Consider the following 19794-nt stretch of genomic DNA (forward strand, 5'->3'; position numbering starts at 1 on the left):
TGCAACAAAGGAGACTGACTATGGGACTGAAACGGACGGACGAATTTCGCCAAGATGCGGTGCGTATCGCGCTGACCAGTGGGCTGACACGCAAACAGGTGGCTGACGATCTGGGTGTAGGTATGTCCACACTGAACAAGTGGATCACAGCGCATCGAGACACGGATGTGGTGTCAAAAGAGGATATGAGCCTCGTTCAAGAGAATGACCGGCTGCGCCGCGAGAACCGTATTCTCAAGGAGGAGAGGGAGATCTTAAAAAAGGCCACCCAGTTCTTCGCGGGCCTAAAGCAATGAGATTTAGGTTCATTGAAGAACACAGCGAGAGCTTCCCCACCAATCGGCTGTGTGATGTCGTTGGCGTCAGCACACGCGGGCTACGCGCATTTCGAAGCCGGCCAGCCAGTCGCAGACAGCGGTCTGATTTGGTCACGCTGGCGCACATCAAAGAACAATCTCGTCTGAGCCTTGGCAGCTATGGCAGGCCGCGCATGACTGAGGAGTTGAAAGAGATTGGCCTGGATATCGGTCACCGCCGTGTTGGCCGCCCCCTCTCGGCAGATTTGGCTTTGCCAAATCGCCTGTCGGGCAGTGGATGCGCCAGAACGGCATATCAGTGGTCAGAACACGCAAACACAAGGTCACGACGGATAGAGATCATAAGTTCAATATAGCACCGAACCTACTGGATCGTGACTGCGCGGCAGATGCGCCAAACCAGAAATGGGCGGGCGACATCAGCTATGTCTGGACCCGTGAAGGCTGGGTGTATCTGGCTGTGATCTTGGACCTGCATTCTCGCCGTGTCATCGGCTGGGCCGTCAGTAACCGCATGAAGCGTGATCTAGCGATACGGGCGTTGAACATGGCCATCGTATTCCGTGCGCCACCAAAGGGCTGCATCCATCACACGGATCGCGGTAGCCAATATTGTTCTCACGACTATCAAAAGATTCTGCGCCAACATGGGTTCAAGGTGTCGATGTCTGGGAAGGGCAATTGCTACGACAATGCGGCTGTCGAGACGTTCTTCAAAACCATCAAGGCCGAGCTGATCTGGCGGCGGTCATGGGAAACCAGGCGGCACGCTGAGATGGCAATCTTTGAATACATCAACGGCTTCTACAGTCCACGCCGCCGTCACTCAGCACTGGGATGGAAAAGCCCTGTCGCATTCGAACGGAAGGTGGCTTAAACGAGCACTAGGGGCGGCACTAAAGCGGGACAGCTCCAAACATATGACGGCAGAAACTCCTCTTTTTGAACGACTATGATCTGCGCCTTGCGCTCATCCGCGTAGCGATTTGCCATTTTGTTTTCATAAAAACTTCCTTCTTTACCGTCGTTTCTGGCTGCGGAAATTCCGGGAGTGGCTCGGTGATCGACCACAGCGCGCTTTCATGTGCAGATCTGGATCGGATGCACGCCGAATGTCTCGGTCAGCTCCGCAAATACCATCTCATCATGGACGGCTTCGTTCACCCTGTGCTTCATCTTAGCGATTGGTCTCATATTCCGAGAACACTTCAAAGTGTTGAATTCTTTTGTGCTGGTTACTCAAAATAAACTCAATTCCAATATTTGTTGAGCACCGCAGAACGCGGATGTTGGAGGATCAATGCACAAGTGCAAGCGTTTCGTTTACCTTTTCTCCGCTCTTTTTCTGTTGGGCTTCTCTGATAGTGCATACGCATCCACCCAAAATACCGCCGCTCAGCACGTGTGTGATAGTGCTGCAGTTCAAGCTTCGCGCATATCAAATGTCCCTTTGAGCGTCTTGAAAGCGATCGCCAGAACAGAGAGCGGTATCACGGTAAATGATGCGTTTACCCCTTGGCCTTGGACGGTAAACTCAGAAGGACGCGGCGTTAGGTTTTCTTCGGCTGAAGAAGCCATCGAATACGTTGGGTTGAACCGCCAACGCGGGGTAAGCAACATTGATATCGGATGCTTCCAAATAAATTATAAATGGCACGGGGCGAATTTTTCGTCTGTTCAAGAGATGTTCAATCCATACCAAAACGCACTCTATGCCGCGAATTTTCTAGCTTCGCTTCACGATGAGTTTGAGGATTGGACGAAAGCTGCCGGCGCCTATCACTCTCGAACAACGGCACATTCAGATCTGTATCTGGCAAAGTACATTCCAATTCTGGAGCAGCTTGATCAGGCGCCCGGCCTAGGCGCAATGCAAAAAAAACGTACGACAAAAACCAATTCTTTTCCACTTCTGATCGGTCAATCCGGGGGTTCCACGCGAGGCTCGTTGTTCCCTTTAGGCGCTTCATCCAGAGGTAACTTGCTCATATCCATAGGCGGAACAAACTGAAGATGGAAAATTTCACGTTTAAAGCACTGTTCAACCCGACCATCCTGCTGGCAATGGCCCTGATGGCCGTCATCGTCATGATGATCTTACCGGTCCCGTCATGGGTGCTGGACGCCGGGCTTGCCGCATCATTCGCTTTGGCCATCCTGATTTTTACGGTGACCCTGTTCATCGAACGGCCATTGGATTTCTCGGCATTTCCCACTATCCTTCTGGCATCCCTGATGCTTCGACTGTCCCTGAATGTCTCATCAACAAAACTGATCATCGGGCAAGGCCATACCGGTACCGATGCCGCGGGCGAGGTCATCGAGGGCTTTGCACAATTCGTGATGGGCGGAAGTGTGTTCCTCGGGCTGGTTGTTTTTTGCGTTTTGTTGATCGTAAATTTCATGGTGATCACAAAAGGTGCGACGCGCATGGCCGAAGTCGGCGCACGTTTTGCTTTGGACGGCATGCCAGGCAAGCAACTTGCCATCGACAGCGATATGGCGGCCGGTGCGATTACGCATACAGAAGCCAAGGAACGCAGAGAACGCGAACAACAGGAAACGACGTTTTTTGGTTCGCTTGATGGCGCTTCAAAATTCGTCAAAGGCGACGCAATTGCGGGCCTGTTGATCACACTGCTTAACCTTGTTGCAGGTCTGATCATGGGGATCGTTGTGCACGGAATGCCACTTGGCCAGGCGTTCGAAACCTATGCAATACTCACGGTTGGCGATGGGCTGGTGTCACAAATACCAGCTGTCGTAATATCCATTGCATCTGCTCTTCTGTTGGCACGTGGCGGCGCTCAGGGCGCGACAGACCTCGCAGTTTTTGCACAGTTGGGACGGCATCCCTCAGCACTTGCCACTGTTGGCGTTTTGATGGCCCTCTTCGCCTTTTTCCCCGGGCTGCCTTTTGGGCCGTTTATTGTCGGAAGTATCGCGTTAGGAGTCGTCGCCTACCGTCTCCACAATGCGCAAAAACGCGTGCCTCAAGAAGCACTGGCCCTGCAAGATGATAGCGCAACACCCAAAGAGGCGGTTCTGGGCGACATACTGGAGATTGATGACGTCCATGTAGAGTTTTCGCAGGATTTGGTGAACATGGTGCTCGATCCCGGCACCGGTTTGGACGCACGTATTTCGAACATGAGAACACATGTGGCCACGGTGTATGGTTTAATACTTCCGGAAATACGTTTGACCGACAATGTTGGCCTGCCGACCGGTACATATGTGTTGAAAATACAAGGTGTTGAACAGGCCAGAGCCCAGCTGAACCCAGAGCAGGTGTTGGCACTTATCCCGGAGAACCCGGTAAACTTGCCAAGTGGTACAGATACGAATGAGCCAGTTTACGGGGCACCGGCGCGCTGGATAAACAGAAGAGATCAGGAGAGTGCAGCTTTAGATGGCCTGACCTTGGTAACACCTGCGGAAATTCTCGCGACGCATTTGTTAGAGACCGTCAAACGCAATTTCAGCCGTCTTTTGACATTGAAATCCCTGAGAAGGCTGCTCTCTGAGATGAGCAACATCTCGAATCCTGCGAGGGCGGAAGCAAATCGAAAACTACTGGATGAAATGATACCGGATAAGGTGCCGATTGATGTTCTGCATTCTGTTCTTCGACTGCTCCTGGACGAGCAGGTATCCATTCGCAATCTGCCCCTGATCCTTGAGGCAACGGCTGAAGCTCGTGGGAGGAACTCTCAGGTTGAAGCAATCTGCGAACACGTTCGTCAGCGTTTGGGTTTCCAACTCGTCGCTGAAATGCGTCGAGAGGATGGAACGTTGCCACTCATTCAACTGGCACCGGAATGGGAGGATACGTTTACCATTTACCAAGTCGAAGCAGACCGTGGCTTGGATATAGCCTTGCCGCCTGATTTATTTAACAAGCTGGCGGAAAACGTGTCGGAAAAACTGCAAGCGGCGAACCAAAACGGCATTAATGCAGCGCTGGTTACAAACACAAAGCGCCGTCGTTTCCTGAAAACTGTTATGCGCGCCAAAGGTATTAATAATCCGGTTTTCTCCTTTGAAGAAATCGGTTTAGACGCACGCCCGTCTTTGGTCGGGGTTGTCGCCGCGTGATTGCACTACAAGAGCTTCTTCCGTTTCTGAACTCGGCTATCTGGCACGGCTTTGTGGTGTTTTGCCGCGTGGCCGCGTTGGCAGCTGTTTTACCAGCCTTCGGAGAACAGACGCTGCCTGCCAGAGTAAAACTGGCGGCTGCTCTCGCATTTACACTGATTGTGGCGCCAGCTTTGCCGACAATTTCTCCACCCAATGCGATTGGCTCGATATCACTGGTAATCCTTACCGAAGTCGTCGCAGGCTTGGCAATCGGCATTGGTCTTCGCTTGTTTGTACTTGCCCTCCAAACGGCCGGGTCAATCGCCGCTCAGTCGACATCATTGTCTCAGGTTCTTGGTGGGGCAGCTGTGGATCCATTGCCAGCAATGGGGTACATCTTAGTGATTGCCGGCTTGGCTCTGGCGGTCATGGCGGGCCTGCATGTAAAAGTCGCGCATCTGATCATATTGTCTTACGACTTTATGCCGGTAGGGCGTTTTGTAGCTGCCGCAGACGTATCAGAATGGGGCACGAAACAAGTCGCGCAAGCCTTTTCCTTGGCTTTCACGCTTGCCGCGCCCTTCGTCATTTTGTCCGTTCTCTACAATTTCGCACTGGGCGCAATAAACAGGGCAATGCCGCAACTTATGGTCGCCTTTGTTGGTGCCCCCGTGATCACTTTGGGGGGGCTGGCGCTTTTACTGATTTCCGCGCCCTATATGCTGACTGTTTGGTTGGCCGCAATGGATCGCTATCTGGCTAATCCCTTTGGAGTATTGCCGTGAGCGCTCCTGATGACGAGGCAGACAAGTCTTTTGAGGCGACGCCACAGAAACTGCTGGAAGCGCGCAAAAAAGGTGAAATTGCGCGGTCGACAGAACTTTTGACTGCGGCATCGTACGCAGGGTTTTTAGTCGCCATTCTTGTTTCAGGCGAAAGCGGGTTGTCACATTTGGGGGCTACGCTGGCTGTCATTATCGGTCAATCTGCGCAAATTGCACCGCTCTTTTTTGACGGCGCCGGCACGGTTCCTGCGCGAGGAATTATTCAGGCAACAGGTTCGGCGCTGCTGCCTATTTTCGTTTACCCTGCGTTAGCTGTGATGCTGGCTTTATTTGCAACGCGAGGCATCGTCTTTGCTCCAAGTAAAGTGCAACCTAAACTGTCCAAAGTATCTATCATTTCGAATGCGAAAAACAAATACGGACGAACGGGACTGTTCCAGTTTGTTTTAAGCTTTTCAAAATTGATGATTTACTCGGCCATATTAGCCATTTTCCTTTATCACCGTACAAGCGAGATGGTTGCAGCACTGCATACAACACCACAATACACGGTTATCTTGCTAGCCAAGATCTGCATCGAGTTCCTTATTTATGTTGTAATTGTATCGGCCATAATTGGTGGCATAGATGCAATATGGCAGCATTTTGAACACCTTCGTAAGAATAAAATGTCACGCAAAGAAGTCATGGATGAGACAAAAAATAGTGAAGGTGATCCATACATGAAGCAAGAGCGGCGGCAACGAGCCCAATCCCTGGCGGGCTCTCAGGTGGCCGTCGAGGTCGCTGCTGCAGATGTTGTAATTGTGAACCCGACACACTTTGCAGTTGCATTGAAATGGGAAAGAGCACCAGGACAAGCACCTGTCTGTGTCGCCAAAGGCGTTGACGAAACTGCATTGCGCATCCGGGAAATCGCGAAAGAAAATGCAGTTCCGATTCATAGTGATCCACCTACAGCACGGGCCCTGCATTCAACGACCAATGTAGGTGATCAGATCGCTCCGGAACATTACAAAGCCGTCGCCGCGGCTATCAGGTTTGCTGAGAATATGAGAAAACAATCGAAAGGAAAAGCGACGTGAGCAAGCGTCAGCTAAACGCAATAAAACAGATCTTTGATCTACAGTTCAAAAAAAAACAGGGCGCGTTTCTGGCTGTGGTCCAAAAGGAACAACAGTTGCGTGGGCAATTGAAGAAACTGGACACCCAAGTACGCAATTCGCAAATCCACGAACACCAGAATATGCAAGCTATTGGCGCGGACGTCATTTGGCAGTCCTGGGTTGAGCGAAGCAAAAAAACACTGAACTTGGAATTGGCCCAAGTTTTAGCACAGAAAGAAACGCTGCTTTCCAATGTAAGAAAAGACTACGGAAAGTTGTTGGTAAGTCGTGAGCTGTATTCATCTATAGAAAGTACTGAGCGCAACCAAACGCAGGCAAAGCTATTGGTCTCTGCAATAGAAACGACAATTACCGCACGAAACTCTTAGACTGCAGCAAAAGAGCGTGATTGCCCCGCCCAAGTGCTTCCCTGTTCAAAAGGTTCTGTTGCGTTATTTGGAAGTGGTCGGATTTGGGCTTTAGCCTTGGGATTATGCAGCCTCATCGAACAGCCCTGCAACGAAGGCAATTTCGTTGAGCACACCTGTTTGGTTATTCTCAAAATGGCCTTTCTTTATCGCCCTGAGTGTTTCAATTCCTTTCAAGGTGTTCTTCGCGGCCGTCAGACTTCGGAACCCTCGTTTAGGTTTTAGTAGTTGTTTCAATGTCACGTGACCGCCTTCAATTCGATTGTTCAGATGTTTTCGATCGAAATGCCGGATCGCGTCGTCCGGTCCGCAAAACAGGTGCAGTTCCCTGATCACTTTGGCGTAGTTGTGAGCCTTGTCGGTGATAACCGTCATCGGCTGGTAACAGCGAACAGTCTCGCTGGCCTGTCGCATGAAAGCCCTCGCGGCATTGGCGTTTCGCCGTGCTGTCAATCGAAAATCAATCAATCGACCACGTTGATTAACAGAACGCCACAGATAGCACCAAGGGCCATTTACCCGCACGTATGTTTCATCAACATGCCATTACAGGCCGCGCCAACTTCGATGCCGACCATAGGTACGTTTTCGGATCTCAGGGCCAAACTTTTGGGCCCATCGATACACGGTCGCTGCATCCACCGAAATACCGCGTTCCGCCAGCAAATCACGCACATTACGGTAGGAGAGTGGATATCGACAGTACCAACACAAGGCCAGCAGGATCACATCCTTGGGAAATCGAGGATTCTTAAAAGGATTGCGCTGTACCATTGATGCCTCACTACTTGATCAAATCACAGCATCAGTCCTGAAAACGAATAACGCAACAGAAGCATCGAAAGTGATGTGGGAGAGGCCGCCAGTATAATATCCGACGGTGAATTCAAACCCAGAATGCCCGAGGCTTCAGGATTGCAACAGCGTCAATGCTATCGAAGCTGATGACGTGTTAGCATTGAAGCTGTCGAGTTGAGATCGAACGATGTATTTTGTGACCAAGTCCTGTACCGCTTCGTCACCAGCAAACTGACTTACTTCATCTGTACCAAAAACCGCGCGAGAGCGTTCTTTGAAAACAACTAACTGCTGATCGATATCTATCTGACCAAAGGACGAGGGCAAATTTAACGCTTTTTCAAAAACGGCGCGCAGTGGAGGTTGGCCCATGATTCCAAACCACTTGGCGTCGTTGGATGTATCATCCGTGGCCAGAGCCGGAATTTCGCGCTGCGCAAAAAGAGCGACCCTCATGGAATCATCTTGGCTTCCGGTGGCAATCTCAAAACTATTTGCCCGGTATTTCGCAATTATATCCTGCGCAAACCCTGTATCCTGTAATTTCAATTGCTCTCCCGGCCCTAAACCGAACGCTGCTGAGAAGTCTTTGTATCGGCTATCTGAAAACCTATTGGCCAACGAGTCTTCGTTTGTTGTACCTTCTTCAAGGACCTTCTTGATAAAAAATCTGTTATCAATATCGTCTTGCAGCCCAAATGCACCCAGAGCGACCTCTCTCAGACGTCGATCGGCAACCAGTTCTTCAGCCGTAGTTACACTGGATATTTTCTCTTCAAAGTACTCCGCCGCGCGTGCTAATTGTGACGACTGGTTGAAAGCTGCGAACTGACTATCGTAAGTCCGCTGTAAAAACCGCCAACCGGTGAGGCCGGTGGATGGAATGATTGGAGTAAACATCAGTGAGGCCGCGCTGCAAGCAACCGATCTTCCCGGGGCAGTAGGGCCCTGAGGGCTTTGAGTGCTCTGTAGTGCTGTCCTTCGACCAAACCACGTGTTGCATCAGCCAGTACGTTTCGGCTATCGGGATCTGTAAAGACTTGGCTAAGCTCTTCGATTTGGCGCAACAAAGGCAAGTGCGCATCGTCGGGGCTTTTGTCGCCTGACAACACTAACTGCATTGCGAAACACGCGCGGCGGACGGGCGTTTTTGCGTCCTCCGGGTGAATTGCATCTCTCAGCCTAAGAATATGGGCATCAGGCGTCATGATGGCGAGGCGGCTTCGACGGTCGCCATTTTCTATGACAACGCCGTTAATGAGCACGCGCTCCTTTGGGCTTAACTTTAGAACCAATCCGCTCATTTGCCTGATACCTCGTGTTTTAGTCCTTTGAGAATCGCGGCATTGATTTCCAGCAAAGGCACCGCTGTCTCGGTCTTGCGCATGACCTTATGTGAATGCAGCCGCGTGAAATCCGCCAAATACACAATCCTTGCTCGCAACTCATCGGGGAGAAGGTTGTCTGGATTTCCTACGTCTATGGCTAGCGTCGTCCATAGTTTGTTGTTCTCATGCAAAGCTTCTGCCAAAGCGGGAAAATCGTCTTGTTGCATTGCACGTTTCATGCGGTGCGAGATGCGTGCGATCACCTCATACTCAGTGCTGCGCGCCGTTTTGATCGGGGCCTGTGTTGGCGCATAAGCGCGTTGAGCCTGAGCGAATGAGTTCACGTTGCAACCTTCATGAAAGTTTCAGAGAATTGGAAGCAGGGGCGCGATTGTTCGCGCCCCTGAAATGGTTTTAACGGAAGAGAGACAGGATTGTCTGCGGTGCCTGATTGGCGATCGACAAAGCCTGAACACCAAGCTGCTGCTGTGTCTGCAGAGCCTGGAGCTTAGCGGATGCTGCCTCCATGTCGGCATCGACAAGAGAACCGATACCGGATTTCAGACCATCCATCAGCTTACCGACGAACTCATTCTGGGTTTCGATGCGCTTGCCATCGGAACCGAGCGAAGCAGCCGCGTCGATTGAGGTCTGGATCAGAGTTTCGATTTCCGCCAAGGCAGACTCTGCGCCAGCTGCAGTTGACACGTCGATTTCATTCAACGCTTCAAGGCGACCACCGATTGTTGTGTCTGCTGCTGCGTACTGTTCAGCGTTGATGCTGAAAGTATCGGCAGCCACACCAGTTGCTGGTGTAATCTCAATGCTGTTACCGTTTGCAACAGCGACTGGGTTCGTGGCATTTTCACCAAGAGCTTCTGTTACATAGGCATTGAACTTGTCTGCGAGCGCAGTAGCAACATCAGCTGCCGTGTCGCCATCTCGTGCGACAAAGGTTATATCACCATCCGCTGTATCAAGAAGGTTGTCGAGTGCACCCCCGTCAGCTGAAAGCATAATTTGGAAACCTGTCCCTGCCTCCACTGCGTCAGTCGCAGCCGCGCCAAAAGAAAAGGCATCGACGTCCGCCGTAGGCGCCGCAGCACCAGCTTGAGCAACGGCCACCTGAGTTGCTGCACCACCGACTGAGATGATGTCAGTCGCGGCGGTTACTGCAGTTGCTGTGAAGTCAATTGCCGATGCGCCTGTTCCCAGATCCTGCTTTGCTACAGCAATATTGCTGGCAGCAACCGTTCCATCACCAGCTCTGTCAAGCGACGACAGAATGTTTGATGTGCCTGAGCCAGCAGCATCTGTGCCCGACTCAGTATTGGACAGCAGGTTAAGGCCATTGAACTGTGCTGCACCAGAAATCGACTGGATTTGGTCGCGCAGCGCTTCGATGTCTGTCTGAATTTTGTCACGGTCGACGTTTTCTTCCTGCGCATTGACGATCTTGCCTTTGATCTCTGTCAGCAGGTCAGTGATGCCTTCAGCGCCGTTCAGCGCCACACCAACGGTGGACGAACCAAGGGACAGCGAGTCAGAGATCGCTTTGAAGCCTTCCACGTCCGACGACATGACCTTGGAAATCGCCCATGTAGCGGCGTTGTCTTTGGCGCTTGCGACTGTTTTACCAGTGGAGATTTCGCTTTGTACTTTGCCCAGATCGTTGTTGATGGACTTGAGAGTTTGCAGTGCGACCATTGCACTGTTGTTGGTAAGAATGCTTGACATAAGCATGTTCCTTTGATCAATCACGCTTTGCGTGGATTACGTCCGGAGAAACGTCCCCGAACAAAATATGTCTTTCTGACCAATGCATTCGCCCATTATCAGACAATGCGCCATCCGACCTCGGATGCATGAGCACCATGCCGCGAAAAACCCTAACGAGTTCTAAAGTGCGCCTTGGTGATTATATCTGTTTTTACGCAAATTCGGCTTAAGCCCGTTTTTCCAGTGACGCGTCATTCGTCATATTGATCGAGCGTTTGGTTCCGTTGGCATCATAGGTGTCCAACGAACTGCGAACACGACGCATTGCAGCAAGACGCCCGGCGACCGATCGGATGCCTGCAAGTGCGTGGTCAAGCAGGTCCTGGTTTCGTTTCATTTTCCCTGTCAGGTCGTGCAATGATTTGGCTTCGACCTGTTCCAAGACAGAAAGTTCTTCAATCAGTGATTCTTTCTGCTCCAGCAAGCGTCCGATTGCCTCAAGGTTGCCGCTCAAAAGCGCTTCACGCTCCTTTTCCAGCACATCATCGAGCGCACCGACGACATCACTACCTACAACATTACTCATGACTCTTCTCCTTCAGGGATTCAAAAAGCGCTTCGGATAGGCCGATTCCGCCGGCCTTGACCATCATCATCGCTTGCTCCTGAACCAGAAACGACGCGAATTGGTCCTCACCGGCGCCACCGCTAAATTCACTGCTTGATTTGCCCAAACCGGCGGACTTGAGCATTTCTGCCAGGAAGCTTGCCTCCATCTTGTTGGCAGCTTCTCGTAGCGCCTGTTCATTTCGCGCGGTTGAACTGGGTGGCATCCCGGCCACCGATGAAAGCTCTGTCATTCTAACTAGCTCCAATTGCAATTACTTTCAGTGATATTGCATGCAACCAGTAAAGAAGCGGTAACTAAGCTATGTAACAACAGTGCCAGAAACGCGGAAGAATTCCCGGAGGCGACATGCTTGATATACTGACGACACAGACATCATCCCAGCAAACGGGCAAGGCTGCCCAAAACAAGAAGACTGATACTTCAGACGCGAAAAACCAAGCATTCGCGGAAGAGTATGCTGCGACTGGCGATGATCTAGAGAGGACCGGACAACAGCAAGCCGAAGATGCACAAGCAGCATCCGAGGACCAGCAGTCGGGGGATGAAACGGGTGCGCTAGAGGACAACGAAGCGTCACCCGAGAACCCTTCGAATTCGGACACAGAAGCTAGTGAGGCCGCAGCTGCTGATCAGCCGGCCTTTGCGATTGTGGATAGCGGCAAGGCGGGGAAATTGCCTGACAGCGAGGCAACATCACCAACCGCCGAGCTGAGCAATGCGAAACGCGCGAATACACAAGACCTTGTGCAAGCACCGCCTTTAGATGCGGCAAAACCCAGTGAAAGTGCTGGCGTAACCAAGAAACTCGCGGCCTCGGCTGCGGAGATTTTTGTGACTGCCAAAGCAGCAGAAAATGTGGTGTTGCCAACATCAGAACGACTTACAGAACAACCAGCAAAAGGCGTACGAAGTGACGCGCAGTCCATGACCGCAGCTTTGGTCACACGGGAAAACACGCCAGTCGCTGGTGTGAACGCTCCTACCTCCAATGATCACGTGTCCGAAAAGCTGAAGTCAATAAAGCTCAGTGAAGAGTTGGCAGCGCGGGCGGTTTTATCGCGTTCTGACACTCAGGGTCAGCAGGTTACACCGGCTGCAACCAATACTCCGCAAGCCGCAACGATGGTGCCAATGACGCCCCTTGCCAAAGTGGATGCCGGTAAAGAAAAGACGCTTTTGGATTCGACAAGCGCATTAAACATTGAAGCGCTAAGCGCGACAGAATCCCGTGGCACATCATCTACAGCGACGACGCCGCTTAATCAGCTTCTGGGGCGTGCAGAAACACCTGCCGCGATTGCGCGCCAGATGGCCGAGGCACTGCAAAAACTGCCGGACCGTCCCGTTGAAATTTCGCTCAATCCCAAGGAACTAGGCCGTGTTCGCATGAACATATCTGCAGTGGAGGCGGGAATCACCGTAACCATTGTCACGGAACGTCCGGAAACGTTGGATTTGATGCGTCGTAATATCGACCAACTCGTCCGCGAATTTGAGGCGATCGGATACAACGATATTAATTTTGCCTTCTCCGAAGGGGAAACGCAGCAGAGTTTTGGCGAAGGTGCGGACGAAAGAAGTAGTGTGCAATCTACCCAGCTAGAGATTTTGGAAGCGGAAGACGTCGCCGAAGCCAACGAAACAAAATTGCATGCGCAAACTGGCGTAGACATTCGACTGTAAGGATAAAACATGGATATTCTGAACGCCCAGGCGATACAGCCCACAACACAACTGGGAACAGCACAGGCAAGCAACAGCGCCGCCTTGTCTTCCGATTTTGAAACATTCTTGAAAATGCTGACAGCACAGGCACGGTTTCAGGACCCTCTGGAGCCTATAGATTCCTCGGAATATGCGGCCCAGTTGGCGCAGTTTTCGATGGTGGAACAACAGGTCCTGTCAAATGATCTGCTCACCGAATTGGGCGCTCAACTCGGTTCAAACAGTATTGGTCAGATGGCTGCATGGATCGGCATGGAAGCGCGCACAACCGCGCCCGTGGCCTTTGACGGTTCGCCGATAACAGTACTGCCAAAATCCGAAGCCGGTGCGGATGAAGCTTATCTGGTTGCATACGGACCGGACGGTTCTGAGGTGCAAAGGCAAGCGATAACACCCGGTACGGACCCAATTGAGTGGTTTGGGTTGGATGATAAAGGTACGGCATTGCCAATTGGAAATTACAGCTTTGTGGTTGAAAGCCGTGCTGTCGGTCAAACAATCGGAACCTCCCCAGCCGAGACATACAGCCGAATTACCGAAGCCCGGCGCGAAGGCACGGATACCGTATTTATACTGAATGGCGGATCACCTGTCTCTGCCGCTGACGTTTCAGCGCTGCGCGAAGCATCCCTGCAAAGCGACCCTTAAAAGCAGTCTTGCAGCATCAACTGCGCATAGACCGGCGGCATCAATATGCGACGGGCACGCCCCAATGGGAATTTGGTGAGTGGCTTGCACATCACTTCGGGGCATTCGCCGGTGGCGCGCCCAAGCACCATGTCCGCGACCAGCTTGCCAGCGTAACTGCCCATCGCAACGCCGTTTCCATGATAGCACATGGCGGTCCAGATACCTTTTGAAGCCGGGATTTCCCCGACATAGGGCAGTTTGTTTCTCGCCAGACTTACCATTCCGGACCACATATTCGGGGCTTCAACATTGGTCCATGCGGGAAACATTTTTCGAAAGTCTGCTTGCGTTTTTTGTCGGGCCTGCGTTTCAGCCTGAGCGCAAAGCACCACGCATTCCAAATAAAAAGCGTCGGTCTGGCATCAGCCGGAAGTAATGCAGCAGGTTTTGCGAATCATACCCCATCTGGTCCGTTGTCCAACCTTGAGCATCAAGCTCCGCGTCACTCAATGGTCGTGTCACGAGAACGGTCGATTGCACCGGCATGAAGCGACTCGCCAACCAGTCCGGAACGTCTTCGGATGAATACCCGTTGGTCGCGACGATGACCTGTTGCGCGCTCACAACGCCTTGCCGGCACTTTAGGTCGTGTCCTTGACCCTTTCGGGTGATATTCTGAACAGGCGCGTGCGCGAAAAGACGTGCGCCGACGCTCATCGCCGCTGATGCAAGGCCGGCAAGCAACTTGCGCGGGTTAAGCCCAAATCCAATAGGTATCGACAAAGCCCCGAAAAACCCCGGCCCGCCGGTCATGCCCAAGTTTGAAAGGTCTGATTGTTCAATTATTGTTGGGTCAACGCCATAATTTTCATGGGTCCGCTTTGCCATTTTCTCCAGTGCTGCCATATCTTTGGGGCGGCAGGCAAATTCAGTTTCGCCGCCTGAATGGCGGTCAACATCAAGGCCCAGCTTTGTGATCGTCTCCTCCACGAAAAGAACCGCCGCCTTTTCTGCGCGCCGGAACGCCAGCCGCGCATCACGCCCGTATTTGGCATCCAGCTCATTGTCGCTCGCGATCCCACCGCCAAGACAACAAAAACCACCATTGCGACCAGAAGCGCCCCAACCGATGTCTTGTGCCTCCAGCAGAGCAACTTTGACACCCTGCGTGGCCAGATGCAGCGCTGCGGACAGACCTGTAAAACCACCGCCAACGATAGCCACATCGACGGTTAAATCGCCTTTCAACGCGCTCAGTTTCGGCAGATCACATGTTTCATCCCACCAGCACCCAGCGCGCGGCCCCTCGCCATAAGTATATGCATTGAAAATACGCTGCATCAGGCTTGGACGGCTGCGGCGCGTTCATCTTTCTTCTGCCGGATCATACTCCGTTTCGAAACCAGCGATGCCGCAACCACCCCGACCGTCACAATCGCAATCATGATTGTCGACAGTGCGTTGATTTCAGGTGACACGCCAAGGCGCACTGCGGAGAATATCTTGATCGGCAACGTCGTTGCGGACGGTCCGGCGGTGAAAGATGCGATGACGAGATCATCAAGGCTGAGGGTAAAGGCCAGCAACCATCCTGATATGACGGCCGGGGCGATAATCGGAAGGGTCACAAGCCTGAAGGCGTCAAAGGGCGAACAGCCTAAATCCAGCGCGGCTTCTTCCAGTGAGCGGTCAAAGGTCAACAGCCGCGACGAGACCACGACCGATACAAAGCACATTGAAAAGGTCGTATGCGCCAGCACAATCGTCAGAACGCCGCGGTCCAGACCGATGCCAATAAACAGCAGCAGGAGTGACAGACCTGTGATCACCTCCGGCATGACAAGCGGCGCGTAGATCATCCCCGAAAACAAGGTCCGACCCACGAAGCGCCCGCCACGCACCAACACATAGGCCGCCATCGTGCCCAGAATCGTCGCGAGCGTAGAGGAAAGAACCGCGACCTTAATCGTGACCCAAGCCGCATCCAGAAACGCTTCGTTCTGGAGTAGCTCACCATACCATTTCGTCGAAAACCCGGCCCAGACCGTGACCAGTTTGCTTTCGTTAAAGGAAAATATGATGAGGATAAGCATCGGCAGATACAAAAACGCAAATCCCAGCGTGAGCGACGTGACATTGAACCAGCTGAGCCTGTTCATGCCTCTTCCTCCGCCTGCCGTTGCTGGTTGCGCTGAAACAGAACGATGGGAATGATCAGGAGCAACAGCAAAACAATGGCGACGGCGCTGGCCACCGGCCAGTCACGGTTGTTGAAGAATTCTTCCCATAGCACTTTACCGATCATCAGGGTGCCGGAGCCACCCAACAATGACGGGATGACGAATTCACCCAAGGCAGGAATAAACACGAGGAAGCTGCCCGCGATGATGCCGTTTTTTGACAGTGGGATCGTGACGAGCCAAAACGCTTGAAAACGTGAGCAACCGAGGTCTTCGGCGGCCTCGATCAGGGAGCCATCCAAACGGTCAAGTGCCGCGTAGATTGGTAAAATCATGAACGGCAGATAGGTGTACACAATCCCGATATACACCGCCTTATTCGTGTTCAGGATCGTCAGTGGTTCAGCAATAATACCGGTCCACAGCAGGAACTGGTTGAGAAACCCTTCCTGGCTGAGGATGCCCATCCACGCGTAAACGCGGATCAGAAAAGATGTCCAGAACGGCAGAATGACCAGCATCATCAAGGTCGGACGCCATTCTTCTGGAGCTCGGGCCATGCCATAGGCGATTGGATAGCCCACACACAGGGTGATGAATGTTGACAGCACAGCAATTTGCAGCGAGCTGAGATAAGCCTTCCAATAGAGATCATCCGACGCGAGAAATGCAAAGTTCTCGAAATCCAGACCCGCAATAAACGCCCCGAACCCGTCCTTCAGCGTCGGTGTATAGGGGGGGATCGCCAAGGCAATGTCTGACAGTGAAATCTTGAAGACGATACCAAAAGGGACAAGAAACAGCGCTACCAGCCACGCGTAAGGAATGGCGATCAGAAAAAGGCGCTGCATGATCAGAGGCCTCCCGGTATTATCTTGGGCGCATGTATCATTCCGGCAAAAGTACGCCGGCGGTCGATGTCCAGCTTAGCCAAACCGTGTCTTCCCAAGTATAGCTGCGCCGCGATACCCGCCGCGTATTTGCTGTCTGTGCCTTGATGATCTGCCCGCCCGGCAGTTCCACGTGATAGGTGGACAGGTTGCCAAGGTACGCGATGTCCAGAATCTTGCCATGCACCGCGTTTTCGGCAGTCTCTGGCCGTTCGGCGTGAATGCTGACTTTCTCCGGGCGTAGCGCAAGGTGACAGGGTTGCCCCTCGGAAAAGGGTCTGCTTGAGGTGGCGACGAAAGGGGCATTCCCTTCTGCCCAGTCGATGTGGAACTGTTCATCCCCTACGGCGCGTGCCGTTCCGGAAATGATATTCACCTCACCAATGAAATCAGCCACATAAAGACTGTTTGGCGCCTCATAAATACGTTCGGGAGTCTCAACTTGCATGATGCGACCTTCGTCCATGACCGCAACACGGCTGGCGACGGTCATGGCTTCTTCCTGGTCATGCGTGACGATCACAAAGGTTGTGCCGGTTTTTTCCTGAATGTCCATCAGTTCAAACTGTGTCGCCTGACGCAATTTGGCATCCAGTGCGCCCAGCGGCTCGTCCAGCAAAAGCAGCTTCGGTGCTTTGGCGAGGCTGCGGGCGAGCGCCACCCGCTGACGTTGCCCACCGGAAATCTGATGCGGCTTGCGCTGCGCGAATTTTTCCAACCGCGTCAGCTTGAGCATTTCAGATACACGCGCGTCCAGCGCGTCACTCGATACCCTGTCACGGCGCAGGCCAAAGGCGATGTTTTCATACACAGTCAGATGCGGAAAAAGCGCGTAGGACTGGAACATCATGTTCACGGCGCGCTTGTTGGGGGGAAGGGGCGCGATGTCCGCCCCGGCCAGTTCAATCACTCCCGATGTGGGCTTCTCGAAACCGGCCAACATGCGCATCATCGTCGTCTTGCCGCATCCTGACGGGCCCAGCAGCGCAAAGAACTCTTGCTCAAAAATATCCAGCGTCAGGTCGTCGATTGCCGTAAAATCACCGAACTTCTTTGTCACCGACTTAAACCGGATCAAAGGTTTTTGTGCTGGATCTGTCCAAGGTTCAAATACGACTTGGTTCACGACATGTCCTTACTTAAGCCCTAAGGGTCAGGCAGGTTTAAAGGAGGCGGCACAGATGCACCGCCTCCTTTTGGTTCTGTCTCAGGTTCCGGATTTAACTCTGGTCCACATCCGCGTGACCACGCGCTGGACTTTTGCCGGGTAAGGCGTGACGGTGAACAGGTTTTCCAAGGTCGCATCATCGGGGTAAACCGCAGTATCCGTGATCACGTCTTCGACCAGAAACGGCTTGGATGCCGCGTTGCCGTTAGCGTAATACACATAGTTCGTTGCGGCAGCGATGTTTTCCGGATCCATCATAAAGTTCAGGAATGCATGCGCCCCTTCGGGGTTTGGCGCGTCGGAGGGAATGGCCATCTGGTCAAACCACATCAGCGCACCCTCGGTTGGAGCGTTATAAACAATCTCAACGCCGTTATCCGCCTCGGCGGCGCGGTCACGCGACTGAAGAATATCGCCGGACCACCCGAACGCGACGCAGATGTCACCGTTTGCCAGCGCGTTGATATATTCCGAACTATGGAATTTCTGCACGTAGGGGCGCACCGCGGCAAACACAGCTTCGGCTTTCGCAATTACGTCCGGGTCATGGCTGTCGGGGTCTTCGCCGATATATTTCAAAGCTGCCGGGATCATTTCAGTCGGAGCATCGAGAAAGTGAACGCCGCACTCAGACAGTTTTTCCATGCTCGCCGGGTCAAAAATCAAGCTGAGCGAGGCAATCGGCGCGTCCGCCCCCAGAATTTCCTGCACCTTGTTGACGTTGGTGCCAATGCCGGTGGTGCCCCACATGTAATTGATCGAGTATGCGTTATCAGGATCATATTGTTCGGTCCGCGCTTTTACCACATCCCACATGTTTTCCAGATTGGGCAGCTTGGATCGGTCAAGCTTTTGAAACGCACCTGCCGTGATCTGGCGCTGAAGGAAGGTTCCGGTGGGGACTACCACATCATAACCTGAGCCGCCGGCGAGCATCTTTGTCTCAAGGACTTCGTTGCTGTCAAAGACGTCATAAACCAGATTGATACCGGTCTCTTCTTCGAACTTTTCAAGCAGCGACTCGTCGATGTAATCAGACCAGTTGTAAACACGTACGTCATCGGCAAGCGCTGCCGTGGCTGACAGCGCGACCACAGCACTGGTGATCATAAGCTTGTTCATTGCATTCTCCCTTTGATGCGGCCGGGTTTTTCCCGATTACACATAATTTGATCAACTTTTGCCCAACTCGGCAAGACACGTTATGCTTTCACGCGAGATTAGCTTGTGCAAGGGATGCATGTTCTGCACAAGCAAAGGAAGATGAAGACGCACTGCCGCTGCTTGGAAAAAAGGCAAAAGGACGCCTCATGGAATATGTAAAACGCCCGGTGCATCAATCCGTTTACGAGGATATCCGCGACCAGATCCTCTTTGGAGACATGGCGCCGGGGCAAGCGGTGACTATTCAGGGGCTGGCTGATACGCTTAAAGCGGGTATGACGCCGGTTCGTGAGGCCATCCGCAGGCTGACTTCTGACGGGGCGTTAAATATGACGGAAAACCGTCGTGTCAGCGTTCCGGTTATCACGCATAACTGCATTGAAGAGCTTGAATTCATGCGAAAAACGCTGGAGCCAGAGCTGGCCCGTCGCGCTGTTTCGAAAATTAGGGATGCCGCGAAAGAGGTGTTGCGTGCGCATGACAACGCGCTGAATTCGGCCATCTCGCAAGGCGATATCAAAGGGTATCTGACGCATAATTATCACTTCCATGCGACCCTGTACCAAGCCGCGGAAGCCCCCATCATGACCGCTACGGTTGATCGTCTCTGGTTGCGATTCGGGCCGTCCCTGCGGGTTGTATGCGGCAGGCATGGGACCATGAATCTGCCCGATAAACACGCAGATTTGTTGGCCGCGTTGGACCGCAACGACGCGACGGGTGTTCATGATGCGATGGCTGAAGATGTCCATCAGGGCATGATTCAAATTCGAGAAGCCTTGCATGCGACAACTGAACCGAATTGATTCGATTGACTCCCCTTAATTTGATCATATTCTGAATTC

At 52.6% G+C, this 19794-nt stretch carries 20 protein-coding genes and 2 pseudogenes; 9 read left to right on the plus strand and 13 right to left on the minus strand.

The annotated features are described in order from the left end of the window. Window positions 1-20: 20 nt before the first annotated feature. The 6 genes and pseudogenes from RLO149_RS21135 to RLO149_RS21160 all read left to right on the plus strand — a co-directional run bounded on the left by RLO149_RS21135 (window position 21) and on the right by RLO149_RS21160 (window position 6677). A pseudogene (locus tag RLO149_RS21135) lies at window positions 21-1194 on the plus strand (IS3 family transposase). A gap of 423 nt (window positions 1195-1617) precedes the next feature. Next, window positions 1618-2328, plus strand: coding sequence for a transglycosylase SLT domain-containing protein (locus RLO149_RS21140; RefSeq protein ID WP_013964122.1), 711 nt, complete (start codon window positions 1618-1620; stop codon window positions 2326-2328). 2 nt (window positions 2329-2330) lie between these two features. Further along, the gene (flhA, locus tag RLO149_RS21145) at window positions 2331-4415 is read left to right on the plus strand and encodes a flagellar biosynthesis protein FlhA (protein ID WP_013964123.1); all 2085 of its coding nucleotides are present in this window, start codon (window positions 2331-2333) and stop codon (window positions 4413-4415) included. Next, window positions 4412-5182, plus strand: a complete 771-nt coding sequence (locus tag RLO149_RS21150) for a flagellar biosynthetic protein FliR (protein WP_013964124.1) — start codon at window positions 4412-4414, stop codon at window positions 5180-5182. Before flhA ends, RLO149_RS21150 begins: the two co-directional genes overlap by 4 nt. Further along, window positions 5179-6267 (plus strand): flagellar type III secretion system protein FlhB, encoded by a 1089-nt coding sequence (flhB, locus tag RLO149_RS21155; RefSeq protein ID WP_013964125.1) that lies wholly within the window; start codon window positions 5179-5181, stop codon window positions 6265-6267. Before RLO149_RS21150 ends, flhB begins: the two co-directional genes overlap by 4 nt. Continuing rightward, window positions 6264-6677 carry a hypothetical protein gene (locus tag RLO149_RS21160; protein ID WP_013964126.1) on the plus strand — a complete coding sequence of 138 codons (414 nt, stop codon included), beginning with the start codon at window positions 6264-6266 and terminating at the stop codon, window positions 6675-6677. The genes flhB and RLO149_RS21160 overlap by 4 nt, the downstream gene beginning before the upstream one ends. Before the next feature lie 102 nt (window positions 6678-6779). On the opposite strand, the pseudogene RLO149_RS24230 reads toward RLO149_RS21160, so the two are convergent. The 7 genes and pseudogenes from RLO149_RS24230 to RLO149_RS21195 form a co-directional block, all read right to left on the minus strand. Continuing rightward, a pseudogene (locus tag RLO149_RS24230) lies at window positions 6780-7490 on the minus strand (IS6 family transposase). 135 nt (window positions 7491-7625) lie between these two features. Next, window positions 7626-8414 (minus strand): DUF1217 domain-containing protein, encoded by a 789-nt coding sequence (locus tag RLO149_RS21170; protein ID WP_013964128.1) that lies wholly within the window; start codon window positions 8412-8414, stop codon window positions 7626-7628. After that, window positions 8414-8818 carry a flagellar biosynthesis repressor FlbT gene (flbT, locus tag RLO149_RS21175; protein WP_013964129.1) on the minus strand — a complete coding sequence of 135 codons (405 nt, stop codon included), beginning with the start codon at window positions 8816-8818 and terminating at the stop codon, window positions 8414-8416. The genes RLO149_RS21170 and flbT overlap by 1 nt, the downstream gene beginning before the upstream one ends. After that, complete coding sequence (gene flaF, locus RLO149_RS21180) at window positions 8815-9186, minus strand: flagellar biosynthesis regulator FlaF (RefSeq protein WP_013964130.1); 372 nt, start codon at window positions 9184-9186, stop codon at window positions 8815-8817. The genes flbT and flaF overlap by 4 nt, the downstream gene beginning before the upstream one ends. Before the next feature lie 70 nt (window positions 9187-9256). Then, a complete protein-coding gene (locus RLO149_RS21185) occupies window positions 9257-10579 on the minus strand; it encodes a flagellin (protein ID WP_013964131.1) in 1323 nt (440 codons plus the stop codon). A 208-nt stretch (window positions 10580-10787) separates the two neighbouring features. Then, entirely contained in the window at window positions 10788-11147 is a 360-nt protein-coding gene (locus RLO149_RS21190) for a flagellar export chaperone FlgN (protein WP_013964132.1), read from the minus strand. Beyond that, a complete protein-coding gene (locus RLO149_RS21195) occupies window positions 11140-11421 on the minus strand; it encodes a rod-binding protein (RefSeq protein WP_013964133.1) in 282 nt (93 codons plus the stop codon). The genes RLO149_RS21190 and RLO149_RS21195 overlap by 8 nt, the downstream gene beginning before the upstream one ends. Window positions 11422-11537: 116 nt before the next feature. Here RLO149_RS21195 and RLO149_RS21200 point away from each other — a divergent pair, with 116 nt between their 5' ends. Next, entirely contained in the window at window positions 11538-12875 is a 1338-nt protein-coding gene (locus RLO149_RS21200) for a flagellar hook-length control protein FliK (protein ID WP_013964134.1), read from the plus strand. Between the two features lie 9 nt (window positions 12876-12884). Beyond that, window positions 12885-13565: a flagellar hook assembly protein FlgD gene (locus RLO149_RS21205; RefSeq protein ID WP_013964135.1), complete on the plus strand. Its 681-nt coding sequence runs from the start codon at window positions 12885-12887 to the stop codon at window positions 13563-13565. Here the strand turns inward: RLO149_RS21205 and RLO149_RS24430 are convergent. The 6 genes from RLO149_RS24430 to RLO149_RS21230 all read right to left on the minus strand — a co-directional run bounded on the left by RLO149_RS24430 (window position 13562) and on the right by RLO149_RS21230 (window position 18907). After that, window positions 13562-13876: an FAD-dependent oxidoreductase gene (locus RLO149_RS24430; RefSeq protein WP_083825494.1), complete on the minus strand. Its 315-nt coding sequence runs from the start codon at window positions 13874-13876 to the stop codon at window positions 13562-13564. The genes RLO149_RS21205 and RLO149_RS24430 overlap by 4 nt on opposite strands. A 40-nt stretch (window positions 13877-13916) precedes the next feature. Further along, the gene (locus tag RLO149_RS21210) at window positions 13917-14888 is read right to left on the minus strand and encodes an NAD(P)/FAD-dependent oxidoreductase (protein WP_013964136.1); all 972 of its coding nucleotides are present in this window, start codon (window positions 14886-14888) and stop codon (window positions 13917-13919) included. Beyond that, entirely contained in the window at window positions 14888-15706 is an 819-nt protein-coding gene (locus tag RLO149_RS21215; RefSeq protein ID WP_013964137.1) for an ABC transporter permease, read from the minus strand. Before RLO149_RS21215 ends, RLO149_RS21210 begins: the two co-directional genes overlap by 1 nt. Continuing rightward, complete coding sequence (locus RLO149_RS21220) at window positions 15703-16578, minus strand: ABC transporter permease subunit (RefSeq protein WP_013964138.1); 876 nt, start codon at window positions 16576-16578, stop codon at window positions 15703-15705. Before RLO149_RS21220 ends, RLO149_RS21215 begins: the two co-directional genes overlap by 4 nt. Before the next feature lie 37 nt (window positions 16579-16615). Further along, window positions 16616-17743 (minus strand): ABC transporter ATP-binding protein, encoded by a 1128-nt coding sequence (locus tag RLO149_RS21225; protein ID WP_013964139.1) that lies wholly within the window; start codon window positions 17741-17743, stop codon window positions 16616-16618. Window positions 17744-17824: 81 nt separating this feature from the next. Further along, entirely contained in the window at window positions 17825-18907 is a 1083-nt protein-coding gene (locus tag RLO149_RS21230) for a polyamine ABC transporter substrate-binding protein (RefSeq protein ID WP_013964140.1), read from the minus strand. Here RLO149_RS21230 and RLO149_RS21235 point away from each other — a divergent pair. Next, window positions 18907-19755 carry a GntR family transcriptional regulator gene (locus RLO149_RS21235; protein ID WP_342626639.1) on the plus strand — a complete coding sequence of 283 codons (849 nt, stop codon included), beginning with the start codon at window positions 18907-18909 and terminating at the stop codon, window positions 19753-19755. The two genes, RLO149_RS21230 and RLO149_RS21235, sit on opposite strands and share 1 nt — an antisense overlap. Window positions 19756-19794: the final 39 nt, after the last annotated feature.

The sequence above is a fragment of the Roseobacter litoralis Och 149 genome, assembly GCF_000154785.2.
GTDB classification, from domain to species: Bacteria; Pseudomonadota; Alphaproteobacteria; order Rhodobacterales; family Rhodobacteraceae; genus Roseobacter; species Roseobacter litoralis.

Bases quoted from the DNA above. Each gene is read 5' to 3' on its own strand.
- RLO149_RS21140 (WP_013964122.1), top strand. From the start codon at position 1,618: ATGCACAAGTGCAAGCGTTTCGTTTACCTTTTCTCCGCTCTTTTTCTG.
- flhA (WP_013964123.1), top strand. From the start codon at position 2,331: ATGGAAAATTTCACGTTTAAAGCACTGTTCAACCCGACCATCCTGCTG.
- RLO149_RS21170 (WP_013964128.1), bottom strand. From the start codon at position 8,414: ATGTTTACTCCAATCATTCCATCCACCGGCCTCACCGGTTGGCGGTTT.
- flbT (WP_013964129.1), bottom strand. From the start codon at position 8,818: ATGAGCGGATTGGTTCTAAAGTTAAGCCCAAAGGAGCGCGTGCTCATT.
- RLO149_RS21185 (WP_013964131.1), bottom strand. From the start codon at position 10,579: ATGTCAAGCATTCTTACCAACAACAGTGCAATGGTCGCACTGCAAACT.
- RLO149_RS21190 (WP_013964132.1), bottom strand. From the start codon at position 11,147: ATGAGTAATGTTGTAGGTAGTGATGTCGTCGGTGCGCTCGATGATGTG.
- RLO149_RS21195 (WP_013964133.1), bottom strand. From the start codon at position 11,421: ATGACAGAGCTTTCATCGGTGGCCGGGATGCCACCCAGTTCAACCGCG.
- RLO149_RS21200 (WP_013964134.1), top strand. From the start codon at position 11,538: ATGCTTGATATACTGACGACACAGACATCATCCCAGCAAACGGGCAAG.
- RLO149_RS21205 (WP_013964135.1), top strand. From the start codon at position 12,885: ATGGATATTCTGAACGCCCAGGCGATACAGCCCACAACACAACTGGGA.
- RLO149_RS24430 (WP_083825494.1), bottom strand. From the start codon at position 13,876: ATGTTTCCCGCATGGACCAATGTTGAAGCCCCGAATATGTGGTCCGGA.
- RLO149_RS21210 (WP_013964136.1), bottom strand. From the start codon at position 14,888: ATGCAGCGTATTTTCAATGCATATACTTATGGCGAGGGGCCGCGCGCT.
- RLO149_RS21215 (WP_013964137.1), bottom strand. From the start codon at position 15,706: ATGAACAGGCTCAGCTGGTTCAATGTCACGTCGCTCACGCTGGGATTT.
- RLO149_RS21220 (WP_013964138.1), bottom strand. From the start codon at position 16,578: ATGCAGCGCCTTTTTCTGATCGCCATTCCTTACGCGTGGCTGGTAGCG.
- RLO149_RS21230 (WP_013964140.1), bottom strand. From the start codon at position 18,907: ATGAACAAGCTTATGATCACCAGTGCTGTGGTCGCGCTGTCAGCCACG.